General features: G+C 70.2%; 8 protein-coding genes. 2 read left to right on the forward strand and 6 right to left on the reverse strand.

Annotated features, from left to right (window positions below; genetic code table 11):
• Nucleotides 1-60 precede the first annotated feature (60 nt).
• Nucleotides 61-1,278 (forward strand): ROK family transcriptional regulator, encoded by a 1,218-nt coding sequence (locus tag ACRXBZ_RS19235; RefSeq protein WP_433880267.1) that lies wholly within the window; start codon nucleotides 61-63, stop codon nucleotides 1,276-1,278.
• A 27-nt stretch (nucleotides 1,279-1,305) separates the two neighbouring features.
• Here ACRXBZ_RS19235 and ACRXBZ_RS19240 read toward each other — a convergent pair whose 3' ends face one another.
• The 6 genes from ACRXBZ_RS19240 to ACRXBZ_RS19265 form a co-directional block, all read right to left on the reverse strand.
• Nucleotides 1,306-6,156, reverse strand: coding sequence for a DUF6531 domain-containing protein (locus tag ACRXBZ_RS19240; protein ID WP_433880268.1), 4,851 nt, complete (start codon nucleotides 6,154-6,156; stop codon nucleotides 1,306-1,308).
• Nucleotides 6,157-6,199: 43 nt separating this feature from the next.
• Nucleotides 6,200-6,802, reverse strand: a complete 603-nt coding sequence (locus ACRXBZ_RS19245; protein WP_433880269.1) for a YbaB/EbfC family nucleoid-associated protein — start codon at nucleotides 6,800-6,802, stop codon at nucleotides 6,200-6,202.
• A 115-nt stretch (nucleotides 6,803-6,917) separates the two neighbouring features.
• Nucleotides 6,918-7,520, reverse strand: coding sequence for a type VII secretion target (locus ACRXBZ_RS19250; RefSeq protein WP_433880270.1), 603 nt, complete (start codon nucleotides 7,518-7,520; stop codon nucleotides 6,918-6,920).
• Between the two features lie 19 nt (nucleotides 7,521-7,539).
• Entirely contained in the window at nucleotides 7,540-8,301 is a 762-nt protein-coding gene (locus tag ACRXBZ_RS19255; RefSeq protein ID WP_433880271.1) for an ESX secretion-associated protein EspG, read from the reverse strand.
• Nucleotides 8,298-9,863, reverse strand: coding sequence for a WXG100 family type VII secretion target (locus ACRXBZ_RS19260; protein ID WP_433880272.1), 1,566 nt, complete (start codon nucleotides 9,861-9,863; stop codon nucleotides 8,298-8,300). Before ACRXBZ_RS19260 ends, ACRXBZ_RS19255 begins: the two co-directional genes overlap by 4 nt.
• Before the next feature lie 55 nt (nucleotides 9,864-9,918).
• Nucleotides 9,919-10,320, reverse strand: coding sequence for a hypothetical protein (locus ACRXBZ_RS19265; protein WP_433880273.1), 402 nt, complete (start codon nucleotides 10,318-10,320; stop codon nucleotides 9,919-9,921).
• Between the two features lie 160 nt (nucleotides 10,321-10,480).
• Here ACRXBZ_RS19265 and ACRXBZ_RS19270 point away from each other — a divergent pair, with 160 nt between their 5' ends.
• Complete coding sequence (locus tag ACRXBZ_RS19270) at nucleotides 10,481-12,568, forward strand: AfsR/SARP family transcriptional regulator (protein WP_433880274.1); 2,088 nt, start codon at nucleotides 10,481-10,483, stop codon at nucleotides 12,566-12,568.
• Nucleotides 12,569-12,575: the final 7 nt, after the last annotated feature.

A 12,575-nucleotide genomic window follows, 5' to 3' on the forward strand; every position in this document is an offset into this window, starting at 1 on the left:
AGATAATTCCATTCGATGGAACAAGTCAACGATCTTGCCGTCCCCGGGTGAGGAGCGCCGATGGCGAAAGCGTCCTGGCAGGGCACGAATCTGCCGCGGGTGGGTGGATTCAACCGCGCGGTGGTGCTCGACGCGATCCGCCAGCAAGGTGAAGTCAGCCGCGTCGAACTAGCGCAGCGCACCGGGCTGACCGCGCAGACGATGTCCAACATCGTGCGCGCGCTGATCGACGACGGGCTGGTCACCGAGAACGGGCACGCGCCGTCCACCGGCGGCAAACGCCGGGTGCTACTGAAGGTGGTGCCGGACGCGTACTCGGCGGTGGGCCTGCACCTCGATCCGGAACGGATCACCGGTGTCCTGCTGGACATGGCCGGCGGGGTGCGGATGCGCAGCCGCCGCCGCGTGCCCGCCGACGCCTCGCCCGCGGCGGTCGGGGCCGCACTGGCCCGCACCTTCCACCAGCTGGTGCGACGTTCCGGCATCGCCGACGGCCGGGTGCTCGGCGTCGGGCTCGCGGTGCCCGGCCCGCTGGACGCGGCGAACCGCCGGGTGCTGGCGCCACCGAACCTGGCCGGCTGGGCGGAGGTTCCGCTGGCCGACATCGTCGAGGAGCGGGCCGGGCAGCCGGTGGTGATGGACAACGACGCGACGGCGGCGGCGATCGGCGAGCGATGGGCCGGGCGGGCGGACCGCGCTGGGTCGTTCGTGTACGTCTACCTGGGTTCCGGGGTGGGCATCGGCGTGGTGCTGGACGATCAGGTGCATCGCGGGATCAGCAACAACGCCGGCGAGATCGGCCACGTAAACAGCGGCGGCGGGCGCGAATGCCATTGCGGCAGAAGAGGATGCCTGGAGGCGTACTGCTCGATGCGCGCGATCGTCGCCGACTGGCGGGCTGCGAGCCGGGCGGAGCCCGACGGGGAACCGGCCGCGGCGGCGTACGAGCGGCTGTGCCGACTGGCGGCGGAGGGCGATGCCACGGCCGGTCGGGTGCTGCGCGTGGCGGCGACCCGGTTGGGCCAGGCGCTGGCGTCGGTGGTGAGCGTGTTGGACGTCGACCGCGTGGTGCTCGGCGGACCCGCGCTGCGGCACGTGGCGGAGCTCGTGCGGGCGCGGGTGGCGAAGGTCGTCGAGGCGCAGGTGTGGGCACCGGAGGTGCGCCCGGTGCGGGTGGAGACTGCGCTGATCGGCGACGACGCGGGAGCGGTAGGCGCGGCGTCGCTGGTGCTCGACCACGCCTACTCGCCCCGCCTGGCCACGCTCCTCGGCTCCTGATCGGCCCCCGGGCTGCGCGGCGGACGACTAGAAATTCTTGAACATGTCGCCGTACTGGTTATCCCAAACCGACTGCTTTTTGGTGCCCGGGTAGCAGTGGTAGGCCACGTCGTTGGAACCGCCGCTGAAGTCGCCCGACACCTGGTAGCGGACACCATCGACGCTCTGCGCCGGATTGGCGCCCTCGTAGATCGATCCGTCCGGGCGCCTGAAGCCGTCGTGGCTGATTTTCTCAAGATTCTTGTACGCCGCGTCGTCCTTCTTCGCGGCTTCCTGGTAGCGGTCGTTCGCAGCCTTGTACTCGGCGTAGGACTTGTCGCCCGACCGGAGATCGTGCCAGGCCTGATCCCGCTCCCGCTTGGCCTCGAAGCGAGCGTCGGCGGTGCCCCCGTCCTTGTAAGCCTCCAACTTCTCCTGGCGTTTGAGGTCCGCGATCTCCGCGGCGTTCTTGCCGAAGTAGTCCCTGTGCGCCTGATCGCCGATGTTCTCCGGGAACTTGTTGGCACCCGCGGACTTGACGTCCTTGTTGTCCATCCCGGTGATGTTCGTGGTCTGGTGCTTGTTTTGGTGGGCTTCGACCTCGACGTTGTATTTCTTGCCGTTCACGTCGTACGTCCCCACGGGCTTCTGCTTAAGCGCCTTAGGCTCCGGCCGGTCCGTGTTGCTGCCGCCCTGGTTCGAAGGGCCTTGCCCGTTGTTCCCGGTCTCCGGCGTGTTCGGGGCCCCGTGCTTGCGCCCGGTCTTGTCCTTCGACCCCGCGGTGGCCCCCTGCCCCTGCTGGCCCTGCGTGTTCTTCCCGCCGCCCTTCTTCGGCATCAGCCCCAGCGGGTCCTTGGCGCTGTGCGGGTTGCTGACGTAGGCGACGGGGTTCGGGGCCGGGGCGAGTCCCAGCGGGTCCTGGCTGAGGTAACGACCGGTGGCCGGGTTGTAGTAGCGGTAGACGTTGTAGTTCAGACCGGTTTCGAGGTCGGCGTACTGGCCGGGGAACCGCAGCGGCGTGCCGGCGGCGGTCGGCTGCGCGGGCAGTTCCCTGCCCCACAGGCTGTTTCGGCCGTGCCAGGTGAGCATTCCGCTGGGATCGACCAGATCGGTCGTCGTCCCCACCGGGTCGGTGATGACCGAGTGGAACCGCTCCGGCGCACCCGCGCCGCGCTCGAGCTGGGCGACGGGTGCGTCATCGTCCGGATGATGCGCCCAGGTCGTCACCGTGCGGCGGCCGTTGGCATCGGTGTGCACCTGCTCGATCAGCGTCCCGCCGTCCCAGGTGAAGTCGGTCTGCTCGGCCACCGCGGACATGTCGGGAGTGAGTCGCTGCTTGGCGATCCGCCGCCCGACCGGGTCGTACCGGTACCGCCAGACGACGCCCTCCGGGGTCGTCACAGCGATCAGCCGATCGTAGGAATCCCACGCATAGCGCCAATTCCGGCCAGCGTTGTCGGCGCGGACGACCAGCCTGCCCTGCGCGTCGTGCTGGAAGGCGACCGCCCCGGCGGCGATCAGGCTGTTGCCCGCATAGCGCCGTGGACCGGTCTCAGCATCGTTGAGGCCGTTCGACGCGACGACGTTCCCCGAACCGTCGTACCGGTAGCTCTCCCGCCGGTCCGGTGCGATGACTTCGACCACCCGGCCGGACGGGTCGATCTGGTAGCGAATGCTCCCGGAGAGCCCGTCGTCGGTACCGATCAGCTTGCCGTCGGGTCGGTAGCGGAACCGTCGCCGCAGCACGTGCCGGCCCGAACGTCCCGCAACAACCTGCGAGGTGAGCCGCTGCTCGCCGTCGTACGACTGCACCAGGGTCACCGCGCCGTCGACCGAACGGTTGATCTGCTGACCGGCGGCGTCGTAGCCGAAGTTCAGCGAATGCCCGGCGAAGGACAGGCCGGTCGGCCGGCCCGCGGCGTCGTAGTTCCAGGCACTGGTCACCCCGGACGGCGTCTGGCGCCGGATCACGCCGTGCTGGCTGTCGTAGTCGAACGTGACCGACCGGCCGTTGATGGTCTCCGCGGTGATCCGCCCCTGGTCGTCCCGCTCGAACTCGAGGACGGCGTCGTCGTTGGTCGCCCGGATCAGGTGGCCGACGGGTGAAAAGGCGTACTTGGTGACGCCCGAGGGAGCCCGCCATTCGATCAGGTTGCCGAGCTCGTCGTAGACGTATTCGGTCTCCTCGCCCGCACCGTTGACCGAGCGCACGAGCTGTCCCGCCAGGTCGTAGACGTAGCGCAGCACCCGGCCGTCGAAATCGTGTTCCTCGATCACCCTGCCCGCGAGGTCGTAGACGTAGCGCCAGGTCTGGCCCTGTGGATTCGTGACGGAGGTCAGCCTCCGCTCGGTGTCGTAGGTTCGCGTGGTGCGTGCCCCGGTCTGGTCGACGCTGGCCAGCTCGACCTCGAACGGGCCGTACTCGGTGGCGGTCACTCCGCCCATCTCGTCGGTCTGCGCGATCTGGTTGCCCTCGGGGTCGTAGCCCCATTGCACCCTGTTGCCCAGCGAGTCGACGCGCCAGGAACGACGGCCTTCCACGGTCCAGCCGAGCTGGATCCGCCCGCCAGCCGGCGTCGTCGTCTCCCGGGGGCGTCCGAACAGGTCCAGCAGCCGGGGGTCGGGCTCGTTGAGTTCCGGTTCGGTGGTCTCGGCACGTCCAGATCGGATGCTTTCGACGCTGAGTTGCGGTGCTACGCCCACCTTTCCGCTGAACGGGTCCAACGCCTCGTCGTCGTAGGCACGGGTCCAGGCGCGTTCATCACCCTTCACCTCGATCGATTCGACGGTGCCGTCGTCGGCGAGGTACAGCCGGACGGTGCTTCCGTCCGGGCGCGTGATCCACCTCGGCTTGCCCAGGCTGTCGTACTGGTAGTACGTGGTCCGGCCCAGCGGATCGGTCCGGTAGAGCAACCGGTCGTAGCGATCCCACGTCGACAGCGTGGTGTTGCCGAGCGCATCGGACTCCCGCACAAGCTGCTTCGCGTCGTTGAACTCGAACTCTTTGATACCGCCCAGGGAATCGGTGTACCGGGTGATCGACCCGTCATAGGCGAAGGTGGAGTCGAAGAAGCCCTTGTCGCCCACCGTCCGGACGCAGCGGCCGTGCTCGTCGTAGATGTAGCGGAACCAGAACCCGTTGCGGTCCTGCCACTCCGTCAGCCTGCCCGCGCTGTCGTACTGGAACAACAGCGCCTTGCCCGACGAGTTGACCACCTCGCTCAGGCGTCCCCGGTCGTCATAGCCGTACCGCATCACGAGCACGTTGAGATCGTTTTCGCGGTCGACCACGCGAACGGCCGTGACCCGTTCCCGAGCGCTGTCGATCTCCACCCGGTACCCGTCGGAATGCCGAATCGCCTTGGGCGGCCCGAACCGGTGGTGCTCGATGTCGATCCGGCGACCGCCGGCGTCCTCGACCGCCAGCAACGGCAGGACCCGGTCGCGCTCGCCCAGCGGACCGAAGTGCAGGATCTCCTCCTGCTGCGGCTTCTCCAGGCTGTAACCGCCGCCGTCCCGCACGCTCAACGGCCACCGCGGTCCTTCGATCGGCAGCACCTCGGAATCCGCTGGCGGCAGTGGGTAGACCAGGATCATGCCGTCCGGGGAGAAGTAGCAGACGTTCTCCGAGTCGACCTCCAACCGCTGGTCCAGCGTCGAGGTCCACGACGGACCGAACCACCGCCCCGCGCGGTACGACGAGATGTACATCCGCTTCAGCACCAGGCTCAGCGGGCCTTGGATTTCCAGGTCGATCTCGGTCATCACCACGTGACCGGTGGCCAGGTCGACCGGTTCGGAGCCGCCGGTGCAGATGTCCTCCCCCGGAATCGAACGGTCCCTGGGATTGCCCGGCTTGTTGCCGGAGCCGTTCGGTTTGCTGTTCGACGGCGTCGTCGGGGAGCTGCCGCCATCGGGATCGCTCGGCTTCGTCGGCGTATCGGGCGCGCCGCTGCCCGGTCCGGCGCCGGATGGCTTGGTCGGCGCCGGACCGCCCTCGGGCGTGGGCTTCGACGTCGAACCGTCGTCGGACGACGGCTTGGTCGAGGCCGGACCGTTGTCCGGGGATGACCTCGGCCTCGGACCGTCGGCGGAGGACGGCTTGGTCGGGGCCGGGCTATTCGGGCCTTCGGCCTTCCCGTCATTGGACTTGATCTTGTTCAGGGCCTTCTTGGCGTCGCCGAAGGAGGTGCCGAGCTTCTTCAGCAACGGCGACAGCGCCTTCATCGCCTTGATCAGCTTGGTGGTGATATCGGCGATCTTGGCCACGGTCTTCGCCACCGCCGCGACCACCTGCGGCACCACCCAGGCCATCGCGATGCCCAGCGTGGCCAGGACCTGCAGCGCCCAGGAGATCAGGCGGCCGACGAGTTCGGCGATGATGTCGCGGACGAGGGTTCGAACCGTCGCGACGACCTCGCCCGCGGTGCTGATCCCGCCCGAGGCACCTTCGGCCGCTTTCTGGGCGGCCTCGATGAGCTTCGCCGTGTCCTCGCTGCGCGCCCGGTAAGCATCCGCGGCCTCGCCGGTCCAACCGGCGGTGTCGCTGTTGACCAGGTTGGCCATCTCGATGTTGATCTCGCCCAGTTCGGTGGCGATGTTCTGCCAGGTTTCCGAGTGGGCCTTGATCTCGTCGGCGTCGCCGGTCAGGGCGTCAAGTGCGTCGGACAACGGGCCGATGTGCTCCATGAGCCAGCCGACCCCGGCGGCGAGGATCGAGCCGAAGGGGTCCATCGCCATGCTGACCGCGTCCATCGCTGTGCCCGCCACGCCGAGCACACCGGAAGCCCAGTCACCGCTCTCGATGGCCTGCTTCGTGTCGTTCACCGACTCCAGGATCGGCACACCGCTGAACGCCTGCGTCGAGTCCTGTCGCTCAGCGACCAACGGATTCGTCACTGCATCACTCCGGGGTTGGAAGAACGGGCAAGGTCAGGTGACGTCAGTCCCGCAGCGGGTCGAAGTCGGGGCCGAAGTCGTCGTCCTCGTCTTCGAAGCGGGGCCGCTTCGGCGGTGCCGCAGGCGGCGTCGGCCCGGCAGCCGGGGGCGCGGGCGGCGCGGGCGGCGGCTTCGGGGTTTCCTCGTCGGCCGGAAGTTGCCACTTCGACGGGGTTTCCGGCTGCTCTGGCTCCTGGTCCTCGGGCTGCTCGGGGAACCGCTCGCGCAGGTTGTCCAACATCATCGAGCGCGTCTGCGGGTCCTCGTCCCCGAGATGCGCGGACATCGTCTCGCCGACCCGGCTCGCGATGTCGGACTGCGCACGGTGCATTGTGGACAGGATTTGCGCGGCGAGCTCGGACGGCGCCATCGTGCGGACCTTGTCGGTGAACTCCAGGTCCGTGACGCTGCCGTCGGCGCGGACCGTCACCTTGATGCGGCCGTCCGGGCTGGCCGCGGTCAGCCGCAACTGCTCGGTCTCCGCCTGCATTTCCTGGTAGCGCCGGGCCTTGTCGGCAAAACCCTGCGCCCACTCCTGGATCCGCTGCTCGGCATCGTCGGGGTCGGCCCCGATCGCAGCGAACCCACCCCGGCTCTCGCCCGGCATCGCACAACCTCCAAAAAGCTTCTACTCCGCGATCTGCCTGCTGCCCTGGAACGGCGCCGAAGGCACCTCACCACGGCTTAACCCCATGGGTTCCGCTGCCTGACGCTGCACGGGCTCAACCGGATTCGAACGACCTACGGTATGTCGCGAACGGCTCGACCTGCTCCGCCTGGCGATACGACGCCGGCTCACCCTGCTCCGCCGGGGTGTACGACGCCGTGTACGACGCCGGCTCACCCCGCTCCGCCTGGCGATACGACGCCGGCTCACCCCGCTCGGCCGGGGTGTACGCCGGCTCACCCCGCTCCATCGGGCGATAGGCCGCCGTTGGCTCCACAGGCGACGACGCGCGGCTGAACCCCGTGGTCTCACCAACCGGCTCGCGCAGCGCGACTGCCGATTCTTTCACCCGGACGGCCTCGTCGAACTGCGAAAAGTTGTCCGCACCCGCCTCGTCGGTTTCCTGGTACGCCTTGGACGTCTGGCGCACGTTGTCCGCCGTGACGCTGATGCCTTCCTTCGCGGCCTTCAACGCGTCCATGCCCTCCTGCTCCATCGGGTTGATGATGGGCGGCAGGAACGAGCACAGGAGTCCGTACGCTTCGTCGGACATGCTCACGGCCTCGGCAGCCGAGATCGCGGTGTCCATTCGATCGGTCAAGCCATCCAGGTGGCTGGCGTGCGCGGTCAGCTCCTCGGCGACGACCTCGAACGTCATGGCGCTTCCCCTCGGTACTTCAGTCCAGCTTGGACAGGACTTCGGCCAGTCGGCGCTCGATGCGCCGGTTGTCGGCCGGGCTGATGCTGAGCCAGGAATCCTGGCTGACCATCAGGTAACGGCCCTGGGGCGTGTCGAACCAGGTGACCAGCGTCGACGCCCGCGCCGACCGGTGCGTGACGCCGAACTGCCCACCGGCGCAGCGGGTGTTCGCCAGCTCGGCCAGCGTCGCGGCGTCCTGCGCGGACAGACCGGCCCTGGCCAGTGCTGTCTCGTCGTCGTAGTCCCCGCCGAACGGATCGTCCTCGTCCTCTTCGAGCGCGCTGGTCAGCTGCTCCTGGCGCAGGGACAGCGACCGCATCGGTCCGGGTTCGGCGGGCGGCAGCACGCTCACGGCCGACATCGCCAACGAGGTCGGGCGGATCTCAGTCAACCGCAGCTCGTTCGCGACCAGCTGCGCGAGCACGCCGGTGCGCCCGGCGGCGGCGGCCAGTGCCTGCACCGGGCCCCCGATGTGGCCCAACACGTCGACCGAGGTGTCGTTCTCGCCGAGCAACCGCAGCAAATCCGCCAGCCGCGGGTCTAGTTGGTCGCCCGTCGCGTACCCGCGGCCGGACAGCGACCGGAACGCATCGGCGGCGAGCTCGGCGCGCTCCTCCATCGTCGCGCCGAGGCTCGGCACGTCCAGCGGGAACGGGACGCGGCCCAGCCCGAGCGCGCCGTGGACGAGGTCGAATTCGGCGGCGGACAACACGAAGTCCGGCGCTGTTGTCGCGGTCATCGCTGGTCCTGCTGCTTCTTCCGCTTGCCCTCGCCGATCACCGGCGGCGGCAGGTCGGCGCCAGGCACCTCGACCACCGGGCCGCCCTCGACGTACTTGCTGGTGCGTTCCTTCTCCTGGCCTTCGTTCTGGCCGCGCCGGCCGCCCATCGACCCCATCCCGGGGGCACCCGCCATGCCGGACTGACCGGGCATGGCTGAGGCTCCGCGACCGCCGAACCCGGCGTCGGGACCGCGGCCGGTGCCCGACCCGCCGCCGGAGCCCACGCCAGACGTTCCGCCCGGGCCCACACCGGAACCGCCGCCCGCACCCGGCAGGCCGCCCGGTCCGCCACGAAAGCCCGAGCCGCCGGGGCCGGAACCGCCGCCGGGGCCTGTGCTGGGCAGCACCGGCCCGCCCCCACCGCCGGGGCGGGGGATCGGCGGGATCGGCCCGCGCCACCCGCCGCGCGGATCGCCGGGTCCGGGGTTTGCGCGCGGCCCGGTCAGGTAGGGGCCGTCCGGCGCCTGGAACGGCCGCGGCTGGTACTGCCGATCGTCGCCGACCGGCGGCAGGTTGCCCGGCGGGTGGAAGCCGTTAATGCCCTGGGGGGTCGTGGTCTTGGGCTGGTAGTCCCCGAGGGGCGCAATGGCCGGTGGCCGCAACGACTGCGTCGGGCCATCAAACGATGCGGGGCCGCCCTGCGGCAGGGCCGGGAAGGACTTCGTCGGCGCATCCATCGGCACGGTACCGCCGGGGTTCGGCGCCTGGAACGGCGTCGGGGCGCCACCGGGCTGGCCGCCCGGCGTCGGGTCGACCGGCAACTGCGCGGTCAGGCGCTGCGTTGCCAAGACGTCGCCGGGAGCCGAGTTCGGAAGGGTCGAGCCCGGCGCTTCCGGATCCCTCCCCACGTTCAGGGGCTCCAGCTTGGCCTGGGGCTCCAGCCTGGCCCGCTCGCCCAGGATCTGCTTCGTCCGGTGCACCGGCTCGTCGTTCTCGATCGGGTCCGGCGGGGGAGTGAACTTCGGGGTGTCGACGTCGATATTGCGGGACTGGTCCTCCATCCAGGTCATCACCTGGACCGCCTGCTGGTGCGCGGAGTCGGATCGGTCGCGGTGGGCCTTCAAGTCGACGCAGGCCTGCTTGAAGGCCGCCAGGTCGCCGGTGCTGTAGCTCACGAGCGCCATCGCGTTGAGCGCCTCGCCGCCCCCGACCGGCTCGGGCATCTCGGCCCTGGCGGTTTCCATGATCTGCCCCTGCAGCGCGATCCGCTCCCCCAGCGCGCCCGCGGTCGTGCCCGCGTCGTGGTTCCAGTCGGCCAGCTGCTGGATCGCCGACCGCGCCGCGTCGGCGGCCTCGCCCTCCCAGCCCGCTTCGGTGGCCTGCAGCCGCTCGCCCATGCGCGTAGCGGATTCGGCGAGCTCGCGGCTCAGCCGGTTCCACTCGTCGGCCAGCTGGCCGACGCGGCCGGGATCGTTGCCGGCGTGCACCGCCTCGTAGAGCTCGCGGTGGCTGCGCGAGGCCCAGTTCTGTGTCTCGGTCAACGCGAAGTCGGCGTCCGGCCCAGTGGTTTCCTGAGTCATGTCCGGTCTTTCCCCCTCGACTACGGATCGGTGCGCCCGGCCGAAACCGGCCCCATCAAACGAGCTTCCGGAAGGAGTCCGACACGCGCTCCTCGATCTCCCGGTACTCGCGGATCGCGGAGACGATGGCGTCGAGGGCTCCCTCCAGGACCTCCCGGTAGCGCGTGAGTACTGCGTTGAAGGAGTTCTCGTGGCCGTTGGCACGGGTCGCGAACTTCGCCGCCATGGCCTCGCCGACCGGGTTCTGCCCCAACGGCGCGTGCTGGTTGAGCGAAGCGGACCTGGCCAACCAGTCGTCCACTGCGGACAACTGATCCTCCAGTGCGGCGCGGATCTCCGCACCCGCCACCGGATCCAGGCGCAAACCTCGCGATTTCACCGCCCGGCGCAAGTGCCTGACGCTGGCGACGGACCGAGCGAGCGCAAGCTTTGCCGGTTCTTCGACGTCTTCGCTCATGAATCCCCCAGACAAGACATCACCTGGCTATGATCGCACAGGCCGCCAACGCCGGACCAACGCCGGACCAACGCCCGCGTTGGCCGGTGCACTCGCCGACGAACCTCTCGATCGGGGGCGGATGTCTTCTCCGAGAACCCGGCCACAACTGCAGATTCGCTTGCTGGGCCCGGTGGAATTGCTGCGGTCGGACGGCAGGACGGCGACCATCGGTGCCGCCAAACGGCGCAATGTCCTCGCAGCACTGGCAATCGACCTCAACCGCGTCGTCTCCGTCGACCGGCTGGTGGACATCGCCTGGAACGGCAATCCACCGCCGACGGCCAGGGCCTCGCTGCAAGGCCACATCGCCCAGCTGCGCAAGGAACTCGGCGACGGCGTGAAACTCGTCACCCGTTTCCCCGGCTACCTGCTGCTCGCGCCCCGCTCGCTGCTCGACCTGACGCGTTTCGAGGACCTGATCGCGGACGCCAGGGATGCGTCCGACGACGAGGCCGTCGACCTGCTGCGCGCCGCGCTGGCCCTGCGCCGCGGCCCGGCCCTGGCCGACGTCGAGGCGGAGGGCCTGCGTCGCGACGCCTCGGACCGGCTGGACGAGTCGGTGGTCACCGCGGTGCACGAGCTGGCCCGCCGGCTGAACCGGCTCGGTCGCGCCGTCGAGGCGATCGACCAGCTCCGGGAGGCCGTCGCGATGCGGCCGCTGCGCGAGCCCCTGGTGGAGCTGCTGGTGCTGAGCCTGCACCAGGCCGGTCGGCAGTCCGAGGCGCTCGAAGTCTTCCACGACACGCGGATCCGCCTCGCCGACGAGCTCGGTGTCGCACCCGGAGCCGGCCTGCAGGAGGCCTTCCGCACCCTGCTCGGCGCCGACGACGAACGGCCGCCGGCTCGCGTTCCGTGGCAATTGCCAAGGGAGAACAGGGGTTTCGTGGGCCGCGGCGCCGAACTCGCGCAGCTGGACGCGGCGCTGAACGACGACGGCCCGATCCGGATCCTCACCGGTCCCGCGGGCGTCGGCAAGACCGCGCTCGCGCTGCGCTGGGCGCACCAGGTGACCGCGGACTTCGAGGACGGCTGCCTGTTCGTCGACCTCCGCGGGTTCGACGACGCGGATCCGGTGGCGCCGGAGCAGGCGCTCAGCGGTTTCCTCCGCGCGCTCGGGGTGCCTGCCGCGCGGATCCCCGACGACCTCGACGAACGCGCCGCGCTATACCGCTCGGTGCTGGCGGACCGGCGGCTGCTGGTGGTCCTCGACAACGCGCGTTCGGCCGCGCAGATCCGCCCGCTGCTGCCGGGCAACTCGGGTTGTGTGGTGCTGGTGTCCAGCCGGAGCCGCTTGGACGACCTGGTGGCCACCGAAGGAGCGGTCCGGCTGTCGCTGCCGGTGCTGGACCGGGAGGCGGCGGTCGCCGTTCTGCGGCTGCTACTCGGCGCCGAGCGGGTCGCCGCCGAACCCGCCGCCGCTGCCGAGCTGGCGGAGCTGTGCGACCGGCTCCCGCTGGCGCTGCGGATCGTCGCCACCCGCGGCTCGAGCCATCCGCACTTCACGATCCGCTCGGTGGTCGACAGCTTCTCCGACGAGCGCTACCGGCTGACCAGACTGTCGCTGCCGGATTCCGGCGGGAGCATCCGCGCCGCCCTGACCACCAGCTACCGGCTGCTCGACGCCGCGTCGGCGCGGCTGTTCCGGCTGCTGGGCGAGCACCCTGGCGCCGAGGTCGACTACTTCGCGGCCGCCGCGCTCGCGGGCACCACGCTCCGGGACAACCAAGCCAGGCTGGAGAGCCTGGTGGCGGTCAACCTGCTGCACGTGACCGGCCCCGGCCGGTACGGGCGGCACGACCTGGTCCGGCTCCACTCGGCGACCCTCGCCGCGGCGGAGCCCGCGGCCGACCGGGACGCCGCGATCACCCGGCTGCTCGACTATTACCTGCACGCCGCCGAAAGCGGCCTGCGCGCGGTCGAAGGTTCGGCGCGGCGGTCCGGGCAGCACGCCGCGCACCCGCTCGCCGAGCTGCCCGACCTGCCGACGGCGCAGGCGGCGCTGAGCTGGTTCCGGGCCGAAGAAGCCAACATCCAGCACGCGCTCGCGCTGGCGACCGCGCGCGGCCGCCGCGGCAGGGCGTGCCGGCTCTGGCTGTACCTGGACCGCTTCCGCCGCCACCTCGGCGGGCCCGACCCCCGCGAGCCGGGTGAAACGCTGGTGCAGGCGTTCTTCCCCAGGCACATCCACGGGAGCTCGATCGCGTAACAACAGA

It is taken from the genome of Saccharopolyspora hattusasensis (assembly GCF_050972075.1).
GTDB lineage: Bacteria > Actinomycetota > Actinomycetes > Mycobacteriales > Pseudonocardiaceae > Saccharopolyspora > Saccharopolyspora hattusasensis.